Origin of the sequence: Acinetobacter pollinis (genome assembly GCF_015627175.1) — a bacterium.
GTDB lineage: Bacteria > Pseudomonadota > Gammaproteobacteria > Pseudomonadales > Moraxellaceae > Acinetobacter > Acinetobacter pollinis.
This window is the reverse complement of record NZ_VTDQ01000022.1, coordinates 1-18,396: the sequence shown is the minus strand read 5'-3', so window position 1 is coordinate 18,396 and position 18,396 is coordinate 1. Positions and strand designations below refer to the sequence as shown.

Annotated in this window: 30 protein-coding genes; 25 read left to right on the top strand and 5 right to left on the bottom strand. The window is 38.2% G+C overall.

Features of this window, described 5'->3' with window-relative positions; translation table 11 throughout:
• The first annotated feature begins 56 nt into the window (after nt 1-56).
• From I2F23_RS09185 to I2F23_RS09175, 3 genes are all read left to right on the top strand, one after another.
• Complete coding sequence (locus I2F23_RS09185) at nt 57-932, top strand: helix-turn-helix domain-containing protein (RefSeq protein ID WP_195772303.1); 876 nt, start codon at nt 57-59, stop codon at nt 930-932.
• 77 nt (nt 933-1,009) lie between these two features.
• A complete protein-coding gene (locus I2F23_RS09180) occupies nt 1,010-1,204 on the top strand; it encodes a TraR/DksA C4-type zinc finger protein (protein WP_195772302.1) in 195 nt (64 codons plus the stop codon).
• Nucleotides 1,205-1,214: 10 nt separating this feature from the next.
• The gene (locus I2F23_RS09175; protein WP_195772301.1) at nt 1,215-1,436 is read left to right on the top strand and encodes an ogr/Delta-like zinc finger family protein; all 222 of its coding nucleotides are present in this window, start codon (nt 1,215-1,217) and stop codon (nt 1,434-1,436) included.
• A 242-nt stretch (nt 1,437-1,678) separates the two neighbouring features.
• Here the strand turns inward: I2F23_RS09175 and I2F23_RS09170 are convergent, their stop codons facing one another.
• Nucleotides 1,679-2,098, bottom strand: a complete 420-nt coding sequence (locus I2F23_RS09170) for a type II toxin-antitoxin system HicB family antitoxin (protein ID WP_195772300.1) — start codon at nt 2,096-2,098, stop codon at nt 1,679-1,681.
• A 52-nt stretch (nt 2,099-2,150) separates the two neighbouring features.
• Complete coding sequence (locus tag I2F23_RS09165) at nt 2,151-2,330, bottom strand: type II toxin-antitoxin system HicA family toxin (RefSeq protein ID WP_195772299.1); 180 nt, start codon at nt 2,328-2,330, stop codon at nt 2,151-2,153.
• A 189-nt stretch (nt 2,331-2,519) separates the two neighbouring features.
• Here I2F23_RS09165 and I2F23_RS09160 point away from each other — a divergent pair, with 189 nt between their 5' ends.
• Both I2F23_RS09160 and I2F23_RS09155 read left to right on the top strand, forming a co-directional pair.
• Nucleotides 2,520-2,690, top strand: a complete 171-nt coding sequence (locus tag I2F23_RS09160) for a hypothetical protein (protein ID WP_195772298.1) — start codon at nt 2,520-2,522, stop codon at nt 2,688-2,690.
• 78 nt (nt 2,691-2,768) lie between these two features.
• A complete protein-coding gene (locus I2F23_RS09155) occupies nt 2,769-3,083 on the top strand; it encodes a hypothetical protein (RefSeq protein ID WP_213014697.1) in 315 nt (104 codons plus the stop codon).
• Nucleotides 3,084-3,311: 228 nt separating this feature from the next.
• Here I2F23_RS09155 and I2F23_RS09150 read toward each other — a convergent pair whose 3' ends face one another.
• Together I2F23_RS09150 and I2F23_RS09145 are read right to left on the bottom strand one after the other, a co-directional pair.
• On the bottom strand, nt 3,312-4,346 hold the full coding sequence (locus I2F23_RS09150) for a phage portal protein (protein ID WP_228285392.1): 1,035 nt from the start codon (nt 4,344-4,346) through the stop codon (nt 3,312-3,314).
• Between the two features lie 11 nt (nt 4,347-4,357).
• Nucleotides 4,358-6,127: a terminase large subunit domain-containing protein gene (locus I2F23_RS09145; RefSeq protein ID WP_195772296.1), complete on the bottom strand. Its 1,770-nt coding sequence runs from the start codon at nt 6,125-6,127 to the stop codon at nt 4,358-4,360.
• A 157-nt stretch (nt 6,128-6,284) separates the two neighbouring features.
• On the opposite strand from I2F23_RS09145, the gene I2F23_RS09140 reads away from it, so the two are divergent.
• The 12 genes from I2F23_RS09140 to I2F23_RS09085 all read left to right on the top strand — a co-directional run bounded on the left by I2F23_RS09140 (nt 6,285) and on the right by I2F23_RS09085 (nt 12,751).
• Nucleotides 6,285-7,082 (top strand): GPO family capsid scaffolding protein, encoded by a 798-nt coding sequence (locus tag I2F23_RS09140; RefSeq protein ID WP_195772295.1) that lies wholly within the window; start codon nt 6,285-6,287, stop codon nt 7,080-7,082.
• A gap of 28 nt (nt 7,083-7,110) precedes the next feature.
• Nucleotides 7,111-8,124 carry a phage major capsid protein, P2 family gene (locus tag I2F23_RS09135; RefSeq protein ID WP_195772294.1) on the top strand — a complete coding sequence of 338 codons (1,014 nt, stop codon included), beginning with the start codon at nt 7,111-7,113 and terminating at the stop codon, nt 8,122-8,124.
• Nucleotides 8,117-8,860: a phage terminase small subunit gene (gene gpM / locus I2F23_RS09130; protein ID WP_195772293.1), complete on the top strand. Its 744-nt coding sequence runs from the start codon at nt 8,117-8,119 to the stop codon at nt 8,858-8,860. The genes I2F23_RS09135 and gpM overlap by 8 nt, the downstream gene beginning before the upstream one ends.
• A 98-nt stretch (nt 8,861-8,958) precedes the next feature.
• Nucleotides 8,959-9,408 carry a head completion/stabilization protein gene (locus I2F23_RS09125; protein ID WP_195772292.1) on the top strand — a complete coding sequence of 150 codons (450 nt, stop codon included), beginning with the start codon at nt 8,959-8,961 and terminating at the stop codon, nt 9,406-9,408.
• Nucleotides 9,405-9,617 (top strand): tail protein X, encoded by a 213-nt coding sequence (locus I2F23_RS09120; RefSeq protein WP_195772291.1) that lies wholly within the window; start codon nt 9,405-9,407, stop codon nt 9,615-9,617. The genes I2F23_RS09125 and I2F23_RS09120 overlap by 4 nt, the downstream gene beginning before the upstream one ends.
• A 2-nt stretch (nt 9,618-9,619) precedes the next feature.
• A complete protein-coding gene (locus tag I2F23_RS09115; RefSeq protein WP_195772290.1) occupies nt 9,620-9,970 on the top strand; it encodes a putative holin in 351 nt (116 codons plus the stop codon).
• Between the two features lies 1 nt (nt 9,971).
• Entirely contained in the window at nt 9,972-10,244 is a 273-nt protein-coding gene (locus I2F23_RS09110) for a phage holin family protein (RefSeq protein ID WP_195772289.1), read from the top strand.
• Nucleotides 10,241-11,077 (top strand): N-acetylmuramidase domain-containing protein, encoded by an 837-nt coding sequence (locus I2F23_RS09105; RefSeq protein WP_195772288.1) that lies wholly within the window; start codon nt 10,241-10,243, stop codon nt 11,075-11,077. Before I2F23_RS09110 ends, I2F23_RS09105 begins: the two co-directional genes overlap by 4 nt.
• Nucleotides 11,074-11,460 carry a hypothetical protein gene (locus tag I2F23_RS09100; RefSeq protein WP_195772287.1) on the top strand — a complete coding sequence of 129 codons (387 nt, stop codon included), beginning with the start codon at nt 11,074-11,076 and terminating at the stop codon, nt 11,458-11,460. The genes I2F23_RS09105 and I2F23_RS09100 overlap by 4 nt, the downstream gene beginning before the upstream one ends.
• On the top strand, nt 11,372-11,596 hold the full coding sequence (gene lysC / locus I2F23_RS09095) for an Rz1-like lysis system protein LysC (protein WP_195772286.1): 225 nt from the start codon (nt 11,372-11,374) through the stop codon (nt 11,594-11,596). The genes I2F23_RS09100 and lysC overlap by 89 nt, the downstream gene beginning before the upstream one ends.
• Nucleotides 11,596-12,120 carry a phage tail protein gene (locus tag I2F23_RS09090; RefSeq protein WP_195772285.1) on the top strand — a complete coding sequence of 175 codons (525 nt, stop codon included), beginning with the start codon at nt 11,596-11,598 and terminating at the stop codon, nt 12,118-12,120. Before lysC ends, I2F23_RS09090 begins: the two co-directional genes overlap by 1 nt.
• Nucleotides 12,113-12,751 (top strand): phage virion morphogenesis protein, encoded by a 639-nt coding sequence (locus I2F23_RS09085; protein WP_195772284.1) that lies wholly within the window; start codon nt 12,113-12,115, stop codon nt 12,749-12,751. Before I2F23_RS09090 ends, I2F23_RS09085 begins: the two co-directional genes overlap by 8 nt.
• On the opposite strand, the gene I2F23_RS09080 is transcribed toward I2F23_RS09085, so the two are convergent.
• On the bottom strand, nt 12,735-12,941 hold the full coding sequence (locus I2F23_RS09080; RefSeq protein WP_195772283.1) for a hypothetical protein: 207 nt from the start codon (nt 12,939-12,941) through the stop codon (nt 12,735-12,737). The two genes, I2F23_RS09085 and I2F23_RS09080, sit on opposite strands and share 17 nt — an antisense overlap.
• Before the next feature lie 87 nt (nt 12,942-13,028).
• Here I2F23_RS09080 and I2F23_RS09075 point away from each other — a divergent pair, with 87 nt between their 5' ends.
• The 8 genes from I2F23_RS09075 to I2F23_RS09045 form a co-directional block, all read left to right on the top strand.
• Nucleotides 13,029-13,376, top strand: coding sequence for a type II toxin-antitoxin system RelE/ParE family toxin (locus tag I2F23_RS09075; protein ID WP_195772282.1), 348 nt, complete (start codon nt 13,029-13,031; stop codon nt 13,374-13,376).
• The gene (locus I2F23_RS09070; RefSeq protein ID WP_195772281.1) at nt 13,369-13,683 is read left to right on the top strand and encodes a helix-turn-helix domain-containing protein; all 315 of its coding nucleotides are present in this window, start codon (nt 13,369-13,371) and stop codon (nt 13,681-13,683) included. Before I2F23_RS09075 ends, I2F23_RS09070 begins: the two co-directional genes overlap by 8 nt.
• A gap of 262 nt (nt 13,684-13,945) precedes the next feature.
• Nucleotides 13,946-14,080, top strand: a complete 135-nt coding sequence (locus I2F23_RS14005) for a hypothetical protein (RefSeq protein ID WP_266096419.1) — start codon at nt 13,946-13,948, stop codon at nt 14,078-14,080.
• Between the two features lie 126 nt (nt 14,081-14,206).
• A complete protein-coding gene (locus I2F23_RS09065; RefSeq protein WP_195772280.1) occupies nt 14,207-14,740 on the top strand; it encodes a phage baseplate assembly protein V in 534 nt (177 codons plus the stop codon).
• Nucleotides 14,740-15,084, top strand: coding sequence for a GPW/gp25 family protein (locus tag I2F23_RS09060; protein ID WP_195772325.1), 345 nt, complete (start codon nt 14,740-14,742; stop codon nt 15,082-15,084). Before I2F23_RS09065 ends, I2F23_RS09060 begins: the two co-directional genes overlap by 1 nt.
• Nucleotides 15,084-15,977 carry a baseplate J/gp47 family protein gene (locus I2F23_RS09055; RefSeq protein WP_195772279.1) on the top strand — a complete coding sequence of 298 codons (894 nt, stop codon included), beginning with the start codon at nt 15,084-15,086 and terminating at the stop codon, nt 15,975-15,977. The genes I2F23_RS09060 and I2F23_RS09055 overlap by 1 nt, the downstream gene beginning before the upstream one ends.
• Complete coding sequence (locus I2F23_RS09050; protein ID WP_195772278.1) at nt 15,974-16,504, top strand: phage tail protein I; 531 nt, start codon at nt 15,974-15,976, stop codon at nt 16,502-16,504. The genes I2F23_RS09055 and I2F23_RS09050 overlap by 4 nt, the downstream gene beginning before the upstream one ends.
• 7 nt (nt 16,505-16,511) lie before the next feature.
• Nucleotides 16,512-18,396: phage tail protein (locus I2F23_RS09045; RefSeq protein WP_195772277.1), on the top strand; the 1,885-nt coding region annotated here is incomplete at its 3' end.

Here is an 18,396-nt window from a genome sequence, read left to right as displayed (position 1 = left end):
TTTTATTTATTTCATATGTAGACAGAACGTTCTGGATACATATATCAGGATTCAATATGAGTTTAGATGCAACACTTTGGGCATGGAAAGCACCAGTTCAAACATCAACCCAAAGACTTGTTTTAATTTCTCTTGCAGATCGTGCAGGGGAAGACCACACATGTTTCCCAAGTTATGAACGTTTGACTAAAGATACTCTGCTAAACAGAAAGACAATTGTAAAAGTTATTTCTGAGTTAATTGGTCTTCAATTAATACAAGATACTGGTGAGCGTAAAGGAGTAACAAGACAGGTCAAAGTTTATCGTTTAACTGGAGTAATAGGACGTGAGGAAACAGTCCCAAAAACGGAACAGTCCCAAAAACGGAACAGTTCCAATATTGGTACTTTGAACAGTCCCAAAAACGGTACTCTGAACAGTCCCAATATTGGGACGCAGAATCTATCAAGTAATCTACCAATAGAACCTATAAATATAAAAAACTGGTTTTCGTTTAAAAAATTAAAAACAGAGCTTTCGTTTGTCACAGATTCAGACACTGCGGAAAAGATCGGGAAGGCATCTTGGTTTGAAAGAGAGAAAAATGCGTTCGAGCAATTCAATGCAGACAAAAATTTAAATGACAGTATGAAAATGTACTACTTCGTCGACTGGTTACTTAAAAACATGAGTAAGTACGAAAAGCCAATCTCATCTACGAATACAAAATCAAAAGCAAGTCATCAAAAAACAATGACTGAGAAACAAATTCATGTGTTCGCTCAAAAACTATCTCACTTACCAGAAATCGCAAGCAAATATGCGGAAGGTAACGAAAGCTATGAACAATTAGCAGCAAAAATCGCAAAAAAGCTAAGTAATCCGACTGAATGCAAAAAACTAGAGCCTTATTTGCGTGAAATTGGCTTTACAGGCGCGATAAACGCATAAAGATAACCAACCCTACAGACTATTAATAAAGATCGCTTGTGCGAGCAAATAGAAAGAAATACGAGAAATAGAGAAAAATGGCAGACAACATCGACATTGCACAACGAAATCAACTGAACCAAGTTAAAGTTGCCTTCAAAAATTACGATATCCCATCACTTAAAGAATGCGAAATATGTGGTGAAGACATCCCTATACAACGTCAGAAGCTGGGTGCTGTAAAACTTTGCATAGACTGTGCAACACATGCAGAAAAACAAAATAACAGATAGGTGAAAACAAATGTCATCAAGACAGCTATTCCTTTGTCCACATTGTAAAACAAAAATGCGTTTAACATCGAGCCACTTAGAGGCTGAACTTTTCCGTGTATCGTATTTTCAATGTACGAACGTATTTTGTGGTTTCACAGCACGAGGCGAGTATGCAATTACGCATCAGGTATCCCCAAGCAGCACCCCAGATCCAAGCGTTAATCTGGAAACTTTTAGGAAAACTGGGTGAATGTTTGTCGTGTAGTAAAATGTAGTATTACGAAATAGGGAATATTACCCTCTGAAAGCCTTATACATTGGGATATACAGCAATATACTGTAGTAGTCTGCCAGTGTCGGGAAATTGACACATTTGCACGGGGCAGGTGGGCGGGGCAACTGCGCTCGGCAGCTATTGGACAGTCCAGACAGGTTTTTTGTAGACGAAAAAAATCCCCATCGAATTGATGAGGATTTTTTCTGATTTCTGAGTTAGATCGATATGATTTTATGAACGATCTTTTTGTTTAAAACAAAAAACGCTTGTTCAATTGTTTCAAATTTAGTCGGATGATTTACATCCCAAATTCTATCCACTTGTTTAGGCGTTAATCCCATGCGCTTAGCCATTTCCGATTTAGTAACTTTTTGGCTTAAAGCTTCATTGTATAAAGCAACTTTTAAACTTGATCTAAAGTCTAAACTGAAAACGACTTCACCATCCTGTTTTTTGGATGGTAAAGGAATCTTTTCACGATCTGACATATAGATCATGAAAGTTGTTTGTAACGCTTCAATCGCTTCTTTCTCAATATCTTCTTTGCAATAAGCGATAGCTGTTAAAGCTGGTAGATCCCGACACGTAATTTCAAAATAATCAGAATCATCTTTGATGATAAAGGGATATTCCATAAGTTCATCCTAAATACTAATAATAGAGTATTTGAGTTGTAAGAATCTGAGGCTAAAGCCCCAGATCCTTTTTGATTTTTAAACGAGTACCTTCTTTTATTTCTTTACTTTGATGATCAGGAAATACACTTCTTTTATTGTCTAAGCCAATAATCCAGTGTGATCCTTTTCCTCTTCGTATGAAAACTACGCCTTTCGCGAGAAGCCATCGTTTAAATTCGTTACAACTCATGTTGTACTCCTGTTTAAACAATAAAACTATTATATGACATTAATGTCAATTTGTAAAGGTTTTTTTTGACAAAAATGTCAAATAAATTGCTTGATTAAAAGATGATTCGGAGCGATAATGGCTTTATAGAAAATAACGTAAGTTATTATTTTAAAACCAAAAATACCAAAATTACATAGGAAACGTAAAATGTTAAAGAACCCTGAATCAACCCAATTAGAATATCAAGATCTTTTAAGTATGATTGCTATTACAGAAAAGAATATTTTAGAAGAAGTTGAGCCTAAAAAAATTAATGAATTATTAGATTTAAAAAAAGCATTAGAAGCAGAGCGGCAGGGCTTAGTCTGGATGAGATAAAAGAAATTTTTATATTTTTTAAAATGGACATCGGGTAAGATTTTTTATAGGTAATGCTATTCTCAGTTGAGGGATTTTATGAAAAATAACTTTGATCAATATAAAAGTTTTTTACTACAGAGAGATGAGCTTTTAAAAACAAATAGATTAGCTCCGTGGACTGATTATTCTGGATATCCAATTTTTGAAAGTGACTTAATTCAACATCCATCTGGTGAAACGGGTTTAGTTGTATTTCTAGAATCGGAAAATGAAGAATCTAACCAGTGGCGTGTTAGGTATTCTGACAATTCTCTATCTAGACTCTGCTTGCAGATAGGTGATAAAGGACAGGCGATTGTTATTGGACATCCCTTAGAACATGTTGAAATAGTTCAAACTGTATTACCGTAATGATGTGTGGAATACACAATAATGCAAAAAGCCCTCATCAATTTGATGAGGTTTTTTTTGATTTTAGATAAGATGATTTTCTGAAAAAATCTTTATATAAAATACAAAAAGAAGCGAATAGTCGCTTCTTTAATTGAGAATTTAATATTTTCTTTATCAGACATTTCAGAGTCCTTAAATATATAAATGTCAAAATTTAAAGAATTTTTTTGAAATTAAAAAGAAAAATTATTTTAATGTATCTAGTTTATATTTATTAAACTGAATAATATCATCTCCAGCCCAATCATTAATCTGCATAATTCTAGATTGTAATGGTTGGATCTCGTTTTGATAAAAGACTTCCGATGCATCTTTAATTGATCCAAACCCTCCCGTATTTTGTGGCACGATCCCTAACAATTGAGGGGGAATCCGAAGTGCTGCTAAAATATCATCTCGTGAAATATTCTTGATGCTTGCGAAATCATCTTTCGCAGCGATTTCAGAAATTGGAATAATTTGCACACCATCTTTTTTACCATTGGGCGAATGTAAAAAGACATTGCGGAAGTTACCTGGTCCTTTGCTATTACGCAAAGCAGAGCGCAAAGAAGATACATCGTTTGCATCTAGGCTTGGATCATTCACATACATTAAATATCCTGCATGTGAACCGTTATTATAATATTTTCTACGGAATAAAGTTGCTGACTCATTTAGCCATGCACTTTGTAATGTTGCTACATATTCAGGAACTCCATAAATTTCTTGGTCTATATCTGTTTCACGAATATGACAGATTGTATTTTGTGCAAATTGCCATTCTTCAAATCCCTCATCCCCATTATAAAGCATGATAAATGTATCATCTTTTCCGACACGCATAGACTTGGCTAAGGCTGGTTTATATTCAATGGTATTGCCTAAACGTGACTGAATATTTTCGACATACGCATTTCCACACCAAATAAAATCTAAAGCAATTTGTTCAAAGGATTTGCGAGAAAGTTGGGGATGTGGTTTAAATAAATTAGCCAAGAAATTACGTTTAAAAATAATGCCAGAACTTAGATAAGGCGTGGCTTTACAAGATTTTGAAAGTCCATTAATACTCACTTGAGGTTCATAATATCGACCATTCCAATAACACTCTAAATAATTAGATAAATCATGCCCATCTAGCACAGGGGTAGGTTCGCCAAAAGTGAATGCTTCATGCTGTGAATGGGACGTTAAATTTAAATTATCTTTAAGGAAATTTTGAGCTTTCCCTAGCAACATCGTTTTTAAGTTCATGAATAAATTTCCAAAGTAGATTTATTATTTGTGTTTTGACCCTCAAGCGGTTCATTCGCGAGTGCATGCATGAGTGCCCATGCTAAATCCGCATGTCCTGTTTCTTCTGAACGAGTTGCGACATAGGTGATTTTCTTTTGACTGGCAGTAAGTGTTTTCTTAATACTCATCATTGAATGTGCTAAATCCGTTGCCCCAGCATCAAACTCAAGGCGATCTTTACGAATAACATCCATTGTTTTCATGACAAGAAAGGCTTTCACTTCTGGCGAATAGCTGTACTCAGTAAGTAATGGGAAAAATTGACGAACCAATTGTGCAACGCCTGTACCCATCCCAGTGTTATCAATACCGATATAAGTGACATTATAGGTTCTTGTCAGTTGTTGAATGAATTCGGCTTGTTCGGAAAAATTATCACCTTTTAATTGATGACGTTCTAATACTCTAAATTTTCCGTTGGGTTGGTCAGGTGGGGCAACGACTACAATACCAGCACTGTCACCACTTAAGGCAGGATCGTAACCGATCCAAACAGGTTTATTGCCAAATGGTCGTTGATGGAAAGGTTTAAAATCGTTACTCCATTTTTCCCATGAATCAACCATACAGCGCTGTAACATTTCTAAAGGAAAAACTGATGCACCATCATCAATAAACCCACACATTAAGAGGTTTTCAAATTCTTCCGCTGAATACTCAAATTTGAGTTCTTCAATGTCGAATAGATCACAGCCCCCATTTTCTGCATCTAAAATGGTAACGATTTGTCGCCACATCTTATCCGAACAGTGTTTACCGTTTTTCAGCGCATCATGACTAATATCTAATTTAATTTGTTGGTCTTTAGGTCTACGTTTGTTATAGCGTTCACCCGTCCAAAATTCATAGGCTTGATGCGCCATTGTCGATGGCGTTGAAAAATAGGTTTTTCTCCATTTCTTATGCAAAGCCATCGCAGAGGCAACTTTATTTAAATCGTTGAACCCATGTGTCCAAAAGAACTCATCAAAGTAAAAATTGCCATGATGCCCCTGTGCTGTTTTTGCATTCGTTCCTAAAAATGTCAGACTCGCACCGTTTGATAAAATAATTGGGTCGCCTGTCAATTCAACATCACATGCTTCGCCTGCAAATGCTTGAATATAACCTTTAAAAATATGTGCTTGTGCTTTAGAGGCAGATAAAAATATTTGATTACGCCCTGTTTGAACGGCATCGATTAAAGCTTCTCGTGCAAAGTACCACGTTGCACCAATCTGACGACTTTTCAGAATGACACGTGTTCTTTGGTCGCCAGCTCTATACCACGTTCTTTGATAATCAAACATCTCAGCTTCGAATAAACTAATTAATTGCTCTGTTTGTTCTTCATCAAAGTGATTAGATTTCTGCTTTTTCTTAATATGGCGTTGTTGTAAGTTTGGATTTAGATCACTTTCAGAACCTCCCTCACGGTATTTTTCAATACGTGCAAAGCGTTCATACTGGCGCATGAGTAAATCAAGTTCTTTAATATCACCACTGGTTTTCTTATTTTTTAAAATTAGCGTTGTAATTTTAATAACTAACGCTTCTTCAATCCGATTTTCGGGTTTTTCTTCTTCCCATTTTTCTCTCGCTTTCCATGCGCTTACAGTACGTTCTTTTTCCCCCGTTGCTTCGGCAATGTCGACAACTTTCCAGCCAAGCCAATATAAAAATTTGGCTTTAAGCCGATTGTCTAAGACAAGCGATAAGTTAGCAATGGGAGAAAGATCGTTCATAGTGACACTGTTTTTAACAAGACAGTGCAAGGTTGGCAGTTTGAAAACTTTTTATCAGCCACAAAAAGTTTTTAAAGTGACTTTAAAGAATTTTTCTCATTGCACAGAGTGCCCCTTATTCTTCATTCTGCACCTAATTAAACTTTAGGTTTTCACAATGAGTGATAAAGCAAAAACAAACTGGTTCTGTATTGGAGTAGCTGGTGCAACAACAGACGGCCGTGCGATTGATGCAAGTTGGATTAAGCAAATGGCTGCTAGTTATGACCCCAAAGTATATACAGCCGTTGTTAATGTTGAACATATCAAGGGCGCTCACCCAGAAAGTTCTTTCGGATCATATGGTACGGTTTTAGCCCTAAAAGTCGAAAATGTAACCATTAACGGTGAAGAAAAACCCGCGCTATATGCTCAAATCAAACCCAATGCCAATTTAGTGAAGCTGACGAAAGCTGGGCAAAAATTATTTACTTCAATGGAAGTCAGCCCTAAGTTTTCAGATACAGATCAAGCTTATTTAGTTGGGTTGGCTGTCACAGACAATCCTGCCTCTTTAGGCACTGAAATGTTGCAATTTGCTGCAGGGGCGCAAGTCAATCCATTTGCCCACAAAAAGACAGATCCAAACAATTTATTTACGGCAACCACAGAAGCAAATATTGAAGTCGAAGAAGAAAAAACTTCTGTTATCGACACCATTAAGTCGATGTTTAGCAAGCAAAATAAAAAACAAGCCCATGACTTTAGTCAACATGAAGAAGCGATTATCGAAGTTGCACAGCAAACTCAAAAAGTTGGAAACGATTTAGAAGAACTATCGACCAAGTTCAATCGTTTAGAAACAGAATACAACTCGCTTAAAGATCAATTATCAAAAGAGCCAGCCAACCCATCACGTCCTCAAACGACCAGTGGCTTCAATGCTACGGACAAAGATGATGTTGTGGACTGCTAATCTTATTTAATAAATACAAGAGAACAAAATGCGTATAGATACTCGTACAAAATTTAATAAATGTATGGTGCAATTGGCTGAATTAAACCAAACATCTTCAGTTGAAAGTAAATTTACTGTTACACCATCCGTGCAACAAAAACTTGAAAGCAAAATTCAACTATCATCTGCATTTTTAAGTAGAATTAATGTATTTCTAGTCAATGAACAATCTGCTTCTGCAATAGGACTTGGGATCAGTCGCCCAATCGCTTCTCGTACCAATACAGACTCAACAGATCGCCAAGCGAGTGACCCATCAAGTTTAGATGAGCGTACATACTTTTGCCGAAAAACAGATTTTGATACAGCGATCAAATACCAAAAGTTAGATCAATGGGCAAAATTTAATGATTTCTATAAACGCTTTAGCGCACAGATTCAAATTCGCCAAGCATTAGATCGTATTATGATCGGCTTTAATGGTACATCTTATGCTGCTAATACGGATATTGTTGCTAATCCAAAATTACAAGATGTAAATAAAGGCTGGTTACAAAAGCAACGTGAAGAAAATCCACAACGTGTATTAAGTACAGGTAAAGCGACTCAAGGAAAAATTATCATTGGCTCAACAGGGGATTACAAAAATCTCGATGCATTGGTAATGAATATTGTTGATGAAATGATTGACGAAGTTCATCAAGATAATCCCGATTTAGTGGTGCTATGTAACCGAAAACTTCAAGCAGATAAATACTTTCCACTGGTCAATAAAGATCAGAATAACTCTGAAAAATTAGCTGCAGATATTATCATCAGCCAAAAAAGAATGGGTAACCTTCCTGTTTACTCAGTGCCTTTCTTTCCTGAAGGTACAATCCTTGTGACAACTTTTGACAATCTTTCAATCTATGTTCAAGAGGGTTCGCGCAGACGTGCAGTCATTGATAACCCAAAACGCGACCAAATTGAAAACTACGAATCCTCAAATGAAGACTATTTCATCGAAGATTTAGGCCTCGCAGTTATGGCCGAAAATATTGAGGTGAAAGATGCGTAATTTTGCTCGAGAGCATTTTTTAAAGCATCAAGCAAAACAGGCTGCAGCAGATGCAGCCATGTTTGGCGAAATGCGTCAAACCAGTGTATACGAGCAACTTTTTTCACAGCTTAAACGTGATCAGAGTTTACTCAAGCAGATTCAAGCCACCAGTTCAAAGATTGAAAAAAAGAAAGCGCTTTTTGATCAATACAAATCATATGTCGATGGCATCTTAGAAAGTTGCCCAAATGTACCCGATGAAATCATCAGTAATATGCTGGTGTGGACGGTAGATACTGGCGACTATGACTATGCCATTAACATCATGAAATATATGTTAAAAGCACAATTAAATACGCCTGATCAGTTTGAACGAACAGTGGCCACTTTTGTTTATGAGCAAGTCGCAGAAACACAGCTTAAATTACTGAGTGCCGAAGATGAAGACGAGCCTTTCAATCTGAATGTATTAATCAAACTTGAAGAACTTTTACATACTTCTGCCGATTTTCCAGAGCATGCATTTGATATGCCTGAGCAAGTTAAAGCTCGTCTTTATGTCGCGCTGGGCAAAGCAGAAATGAAGAGCATGTCTGGTATTCCTGAACAAGATCTTGCCCTTGCCAAAAAAGCACAAAGTCACCTCGAAACGGCCATTAAATTAGATGACCGATGCCGAGGAAAAAATGATCATAAAGCTGTGACGAAAATGATCGCAGATTTAGAACAAACAACGAATGTACCTACATTCTAACAAGTGCCCTGCACCGCACGGGCGAATAAATATTAAGAAAAACCCAATCAAGTTTTTTCTTTAATCCTTATTCCCACCCGTGCATTTAGGAGTTTGATATGGGCTTTGTTGCCAATGGTAATCCAACCCCACAACACGAAAAAATTAGCACGAATGCTTTTTTCCCAGATGTATCAATCAATGATATTCGGGATATCGTAAAAATTGATGGATCAGTAACAGATGCGAGATTAAAACAAGCCATCTTTGAAGAAATCATTGATGTGAATCGCTTACTTGTTTCACTGATTCAACCCGATACAAACTTAATCCAATTGTCTAAAAACAAAGTAAATGAAAAAACGGATACAGAAATTCTTTACTTTTCAGCCGTAAGCAATGGTGTCGCTGCGAAAGTTTGTGAAAAGTATCGAGGTTATGACAGTACCAATACAGGCAACAAACGCGCTGACGATCTGACACTTACGATTGATGAATATAGACGAAATAAACACTGGGCAATTCAACAGCTTTTAAAGCAGAACCAGACCACAATTGAGTTGATATGAGTCAAAACATCGTTGCGATTCAAAACGACACCATCGATGCAATCTGCTGGCGATATTACGGACGAAGTGCTGGAGTGGTTGAAAAGGTCTTAGAGGCCAATCCACAACTTGCCCAGCTCGATGTTTTTTTACCAATGGGAACGCAAGTCACTTTGCCCGATATAAATACACCAGAGCAAATACAACAAACAATAAATTTATGGGATTAATTATGCCAGAACCCACCGCTCCAATTGCGATTGCAACCAGTGCGAGTCTTGTTTCTCTTTTGCCATTTGTAAATGGCGACTCGCTTTTTGGTGCTGTCATCGGTGCAGCATTCATCGCATTTTATACACAGGATCTCACGTATAAAAAACGTATTACAGCATTCATTTTTTCAACAGCAATCGGTTATCTGCTTGCTCCTGAAGTTGTTAATCGTACCATCATTGACAGTCACTCTACTGCCTCTTTTATTGTTGCGGTTGTTGCGATTGTCTTATTACAAAAAATAATTACATGGCTTGAGAGTGCATCCATTACAGACATTCTCAATGCGTTAAGAGGCAAGGGGAAATAACATGGAATTACTCTTTTCTAGTATCGCAGTAATGAGTTACTTACTGTCTGCAATTCGAATTTTAAGCTATGAAAACCATAGCAACACGCATAAAAGAAAACATGAAATATTAGCCGTAATGCTCATCGCATCATTTATGGGACAAGCCGTAAATATCATTTTTCTAAAAGACCCAGTTACCGTATGGGATGCGTTTTTTGGTCTTATCTTATTTGTTGTTATCTGGAAATCAGAAGGGAACGTGGCACAGTTATTTAGGAAGAAAAGTGCATGATTTTAAAATATGGTTCATTGGGACTAGAAGTGTTGTCACTTCAAAAATCGCTTAATCGTTTAGGTTTTTCTTGCCCGATGGTAGGCGAGTTTAAAGCAGAAACAGAAAAAGCAGTGATTGCATTTCAACTTAAAGTTGGTCTAGTGGCCGATGGTAAAGTTGGTGATAAAACCAGACTGGCTTTATCGGGTGCAGATACAAGCAAATACTTAAAAGATCAAGACTATAAAGATGCAGCAAAACGTTTAAATGTACCAGAACTGATTATTCGAACCTTTGGTGCGGTTGAAGGCTTAGGCTGTGGTTTCTTAGATGATGGTCGACCAAAAATACTATACGAACGTCACCGCATGTATTTCTACCTAAAACAAAAATATGGTGAAGACTATGCAAAACAACAAGCCGTTAAAACCCCCAATATTGTTAATACTCTTACTGGTGGCTATGTGGGAAATAGTGGCGAATATGCACGTTTAGAACAAGCAAAACAAATCGATCTAGAATGTGCGCTTCAATCTTGCTCTTGGGGACAATTCCAAATTATGGGCGAGAATTTCAAAGCATTGGGTTACTCATCTATTCAAGATTTTGTGCAACAGCAATACGACAGTGAATCTAAACAATTAGATGCCTTTTTACGCTTTGTCGAGACCAAAACAGGCATTATTAATGCAAAACCAGTCAAGCTATTAGATGCGCTTCAAGCTGAAAATTGGGATGTAGTTTTCACCTTATATAACGGAGCGAACTATAAAAAACTTGGCTATCAAGCGAAATTCCAAAAACAATGGGATCACTTACAACCCATTTATGGTGAAGAGGCTGTGGCATGATCGCAGTCCTCTATATTCTCAAAACCTATTTAAAGCCGATCTTAATTGCTTTGAGTCTAGTGATTATTTACTTTTCATTGTATGCCTTTAAATTACAAGTTCTAAAGGTAAAACAGCTAGAACAAACAATTCAGCAAAAAGATATCGTGATTAGCGAAAAGCAACAGAAAATTGCAGAAGCAGAAGACCAGGTGCAACGGCAAACAGCGATCGTTTTAAAACTTCAAAGCACTCAAGCCCAGATCCAAAAAAATACACAGCAAAAATTACAGTCAGTCAAAGAGATCGTAAGCCATGATTATCCAGCTCAAACATGGGCTAGTCAGCCTATCCCTGACAGCTTTATTCGCTTGCTCAACAGTTCCACCCAAACCAGTCAATAATCTAGCGATTACGCCTTGTACATTACAAACGATTAAACTTGAAACGAATCAAGATCTCATTTTGGCGTACTTACAACAGCAAGCCGACTTTGCACTTTGTGCTGCTAAAGTCGATGCATTCATTGGAAACAAATAATGCAAAAACCCCAAAAACTTAGAAACTTTTTAGTCGAAGCAATTCCAGAATTAGCGCAAAACCCTGAACAGCTTCTTATCTTTGTTGAAGGTGGAAATCTTTGCTCTACATTCGCACAAGGGCTTTCTTTTGAATATAAATATAATCTTTCCTTAGTCTTTACAGACTATGCTGGTGAACTAGCTGCGATTAGTATTCCACTGCTCGAATGGCTTCGTATAAACCAATCTGAAATTTTAGTGAACCTTCAGCAGATGGAAAACGCGATTAAATTTAATGTTGAGGTGGTCGATAACAATAAAGTGGATCTCGTCATTGAACTCCCTTTGACAGAGCGTGTCATTGTTAAAAGACAAGATGGTCGTTTAGATATTAACTATCCAGATGAGCCACAATATACAAAAGCCAGTACCTCACAACCAGTGACGCTCTTTGACAAAAATGGTACAGCATTGGCAAGTTGGAATTCTGTTCAATCAGATGATTACTATGCACTTGATGTGGTAATGCCAGAACATGGCTGAATTAGATTTTTTATCCGAGCATTTAAATGGTCTACTACAACAGCTTAGTGGCCAACAAAAACAAAAAATGGCAATGGAAATTGCCAGAAAATTACGCAAGAGCCAAAAGCAACGGATTACAAGTCAAAAGAACCCCGATGGTTCAAGCTATAGAGAAAGAAAACGGCCTGTTAAGGCACTGAAACCCGTCAGTTTTATTTACCAAAAAGCCAATGGCCAAAAACGCTTAGTTGAATTAAAGAGCTATCGCACAACCCCAACGCGCTTAATTGGTTATGATACCGTTGCTAATGGTACACGTACATTTGTCAAAACTCGTATCGTGCGTTACTTGCCCAACCATCAAAGTACAGCGTCAGATCGCCCAACCACGCGCAATAAAATGTTTAAACAAATCCGAAACGCTCAATATCTTAGAATTAAAAAAACCATGCAAGGCGCAGAAATTGGCTTTAATCCTCAGCTCTCAAATATATTGAACATTCACCAGTTCGGTCTCATTGGCGAAGTAGAAAAGGGAGGAAAACAAGTCAAATATGCAAAACGTGAAATACTTGGATTTAGTCCAGAAGAAAAACAAATGATCGAAAAAGAGATCCTAGATTATTTAGAGTTCAATCACTTCGAATAGCAGAAACATCATGAATTTCTGGCATTGGCATATGTTCATTCTCATATTCCAATACAAGTGTACCTAACTGGTGCATTACACTCGCAAGTGGATGACTTTCGTCATCCCCTACAATATCTATTAGTTTGTCTAGAGCTTCAGTAAGTGCCTCATAATCCTCTACTGTTTCGGGTTGGTTCATTACATTCATGCTATTAATCCAATTTCTAATGTCTTTTTTCTCTTGCTTAAATATAGGTTTTAACCTATATTTAGCTTATATAGCAAGGATTGAATTATGTGGACGGTTCTATTTGAACAACCTTTTGAAACGTGGTTCTTAGAACTATCAACTGAGGAAAAAATCGACATACTTGCAAGTATCAAAGTGCTTGAGGAGTATGGACCGCAGTTGTCACGCCCTCATGTGGATACGCTAAAGGGGAGTAAGCTAAAGAACTTGAAAGAGTTGCGTGTACAACATGCAGGCGACCCTTACCGTATTCTATTTGTGTTTGACCCGTTACGACAAGCGATCTTGTTGTGCGGTGGCAACAAAACCAGTGATAAGCGTTTCTATGATCGTATGATCCCAATCGCAGAAAAAAGCTATCAACAATATCTTGAGGAGTTGAAAAATGGCTAAACCAATCAGTGAATTAATGAATACTCTTTCTACAAGCGACCAAGCTACCGTTGAAGCGAAAGCTGTCGAGATGATCACAGCATTACGTTTATCTAAATTGCGCAAACAACTCGGTTTTACACAAGCGCAAGTGGCAGGTGCAATGCATATCAAGCAACCAACTGTTGCTGAATTAGAAAAACGTGCAGATATTCAACTCTCAACTCTGCGTCAGTATCTACAAGCACTTGGAACTGATCTTGAAATTTATGCCACGTTACCAGATGGCTCTCGCGTTGATATCCTTCACGACCTAAGAAACGATTAGCTTTCTAAGACTGAGATTCTTACTACGAGGTACTTATGTCAGATAACGACCGTTCAAGAGAGACTTGCTACCTGAATGGTGGAAATCACCATTCAGGTATTGCGAAATAATCAGTCCGTTCCCATATTTGTATGCCAGTAAGAAAACTTTTTTGAAAGATCGTTTTAGCTCAACTATTGCGGAAATCACCACAGTTGCCAATTGTTGAGGGTATTTTTAGATTTGAAATCACAGTATAGAAAGCTTACAGCAGGGTATAGATATGAACTTTGTTGAACACGACTCCTTAACTATTCGTGAAGAAGAAATAGCGAATATCATTGCTCATGAAAGTAGAATTCAAAAAAACCTTTTGCCTAATATTATTGATGCTGCGGTAAAGCGTCTTAGTAACTAATGGGCAGAATAAGGTATGGTCATTTTGACCATACCTTCTTTTGAACCCCCAATCTTTTAGTTTTTAAAATCACTTTAAAAACTAAAACTAGATGCAAAAAATGAAAGACTGCAACACGATTGCAGTATGAATATAGACACCCTCAGACGCTTAGAAAATATTGTTCGTTTAGGACAAATCGATAGCATCGAACTCTCAACCCCATTCCATACAGTTACTGTCAATTTAGGTGGCATCGTAACGGGTAAACTACGTCTCATTAGTTTAAGAGCAGGCAAAGACCAGTCGCATGACCTACCCAATATTGGTGAGGAGTGTATCGTCCTTAGTCCAAGCGGAGAATTGACGCAAGGCGTTGTTATTGTAGGTTTAAATAATTCAGAGTTTCCAACGATTTCTCAGAACCCCGATATTGTTATTCGTTTATTTGAAGATGGTGCAGTCATTTCATACGACAAAAAAAATCATCACTTAGAAGCAATTTTGCCAGAAGGCGGTACAACCAAAATTAAATCAGACGTATATATCGATGGGAAACTTCATACAACACAAGATATTACAACCGATGCAGATGTAAAAGCACAGGACATTAGCCTAAGAAACCATAAAACAAAAGGTGTTAAAGGCGGTAGCGATACTGCTGGAGTCCCAAGCGCATGATGCTATCTCGTACCACAGGCAAAAGCCTCACCAGTGAAATTGAAAGTATTCGCCAGTCCATTACTGACATTTTGACCACGCCTATTGGTACACGAATTATGAGGCGTGAATACGGCTCAAAAATTCCCGATCTTATCGATCAACCTATGAATGATGTCCTGATATTACAGCTTTATAGCGCAATCTATACCCCAATTTTAAAGTGGGAAACACGCATCAGTATAGAAAAAATAAATATTTCTCAGATTACTCAGGGACAAATCATCATGGATTTAGATGCCGTTTATATGCTCACAAATCAGCATATTAATCTCAATATCCCTCTTCAAATGGGTGCTGCTTAATGAATGTCGATTTCTCTCAACTTACACCGCCCCAGATGATCGAAGTCTTAGACTTTGAAACCATTTTAACCGAGCGAAAAGAAGCGCTCATTGCACGTTATAACAATACTGAACAAGATGATATTCGTGAGATCCTCAATAGAGAAAGTGAACCCCTAACTAAATACCTTCAGGAAAATGCGTATCGCGAATTAGTGCTTAGAAATCGAATTAACAACGCATCACTAGCAACCTTACTCGCCTATGCAACAGGCACAGACTTAGATGCAGTCGCTGCAAATTATGATGTCAAACGTTTGCTTGTGACCGATGCCACACGTAACAGCGTGGCCGTTTATGAATCAGATGAAGATTTACGCACACGTACACAAATGAAGTTTGACTCCATTAGTACCGCAGGACCAGAAAATTCATACAAATATCATGCATTTTCAGCCGATGGCCGTGTTGCAGATGTCTCAGTAACCTCTCCAAGCCCTGCCACAGTTAAAGTCACAATCTTACAAAAGGATGCCGAGAAGAACATCGCATCAAATGAACTGGTTCAAATTGTTGCAAAGGCGCTTGATCCAGAAGATGTACGCCCAATCGGAGATCGAGTCACGGTTCAAACAGCTACCATTGTTGAATATGGTATCGATGCAGATATTTACATTGGCAAAGACCCAGAAGGGGCAACGCTTTTACAGCAAGCACAAAACAATGCTCAAGCCTACGCAAGCAAACAAAAGCGGTTAGGGCGTTCAATCTATCTTAGTGAAATCTATGCTCAACTGCACGTTTCAGGGGTGAGCCACGTGGTACTCAATAACCCCAAAAATGATGTCGTTCTTACCCCAGAACAAGCCAGCTTTTGTCAATCTATTACACTTCGATTGGCTGGTGTTGAATGAGTAATTTACTTCCACCAAATAGCACATTATTTGAACGAAACCTTAGCGATATTTCATCGAAAAATATGGCTTTGCCCATCAATATTCGATCAATTAGTCGTATCGATAATGTTCCCGATCAGTTCCTATCATTTTTGGCTTGGCAATATTCAGTCGATTCATGGGATAACAATTGGCAACCCTCTTTAAAACGTGAGCGTGTTAAGAAATCGTTTGGTCAGCATCGAGTCAAAGGCACTCGTGCAGCTGTACGCAATGTACTGGCACAGTTTGGCTATACATGCACGTTTACAGAGTGGTTCGACATGAACCCTATCGGGGAACCGGGTACGTTTAAGCTTGAGCTAGATCTTAACGGCACAGAACTCAACGAAGATACCTACATCGAGGTCAATCGACTGGTAAAAGATGCAAAACCAGCCAGTCGTCACATGACCAATCTCATTATTAATGTCTTACCCCTTTGTGTCCCACGTTATGCCGTTGGCGTACATAGTGCGGAAACCGTCACCATTTATGCTGGATAATTAAATTATGGCCAACTATAGAGGAATCCTTACCAATAATGGCAAGGCCTTATTTGCAAATGCTTCCGTTAACAGTAAAGTTAAATTTTCACACATTGCTTTAGGGGACGGAAATGGCTCAGTTCCCGACCCAGATGAAAACCGCTCTGCACTGGTTGCCGAAAAAGCACGTGTAGCACTCAATGTCGTCAGTATTAATAAAAATAACGGCAATCAAGTCATATGTGAGGCGATCATCCCCTCAAACATTGGGGGCTTCACCATTCGTGAGCTGGGCTTATACGCTGACAATGTTTTAGTGGTCAACAGTAATTATCCAGCTACTTACAAGCCTAATGCCGATGAAGGGACAGCACGTGAGCTAAATATTAAATTGGTGGTTAACGTTCAAAATGCAGACGTTACAGCCGTTTATTTAGATGACTCTTTAATTTATGCGACAAGAGAATGGGTCAAAAATAATTACATCCCACGTTCAGATATTATTAATGATTTAACTTCAGGCGGAACAGATAAACCTCTATCAGCAGAACAAGGTAAAACTCTACAAAAGACTAAAGTTCAGTTAGAACCCATGCCAGCCAATCAAGGCGCATACATGGCATGGAACAAAGTAGTTGGCTTAGGACGCTCGGATCTCGTCAATCATCAAGGAGAAGGCAAAGGCGGTTTTGAGTTTTGGAACGGTAAAGATAATAATTTTAGAAGTCTTGCAATCATTGATGAAAACGGCAACTACTCTAAAAATGCAGCTTCAGCAACTAAACTCGAAAACCAACGCAATATTAATATCTCAGGTGCTGGTACTGGCTCTGCCTACTTTGACGGTACATCCGATATTCAAATTACGCTTACACTAGCCAATAGTGGTGTATTGGCGAATAGTTATGGTGCTGGGTTAAAAATCCCTGTGATAAATGTCAATAACAAAGGACTCATCACCAGCATTTCAGAAAAAGACTTACCCGTCATTAACGATGTGGTGACAGGTGGTACAACCACACCTTTATCAGCAGAGCAAGGCAAATATTTACAAGAAAATAAAGTACAAATTAACCCGATGCCAGCCAATCAAGGCGTGTATATGGCATGGAACAAAGTCGGTGGTGCTGGGCGTACCGACCTTATAAACCATCAAGGTTTAGGCAAGGGCGGTTTTGAGTTCTGGAATGGTAAAGATAATAACTTTAGAAGTCTTGCGATCATTGACGAAAACGGCAATTACTTAGGTAATGCATCGACTGCAACCAAGCTACAAACGGCACGTAAGATCAATAGTGTTGCCTTTGATGGGACAAGTGATGTTACTTTACCGATTGGCTTTTTAGGTGATGTAACCGACATGACTGGTGTCGATTGGAAAGCACCATCAGGAATCTATCGTGCAAACTTACCTGGTGTCGACAGTCGTATAGTCGCTCACTTTTCTGTACCTGGTGGCTCAACCCCTGCAATGCAACTTGCAGGAATTTATGGTAATGGCGGTTTATTTTTTCGTGCTGCTGTAGATGATAAAGGTTTCACACAACCTTTTGAACGTGTCGTCACTGAAAATGGCGGTATTGCAAAAACGACACAACGCTTACAAAACCCACGCAAAATTAATGGTGTAAGCTTTGATGGTTCATCAGATATCAGTATTCAAAGGATTGATTCATCAAATAATCTGCCACTCATTACCTCTGGGGGCGGTGAGGATGGAATTAGACTTTATCAGGTCTATAACAGTGGCTATCCAACGGTTTACGGTAATTTAATTCATATCGGTGCTGGTGGCCATAATCAACTGGTATATAGCTGGTCAGGTGATAACCGTATTTACCATCGATCTAGACGAGACATTTCAAATGACTGGACAGATTTTAGTACCGTTGCTTTTCTCAATGACAATG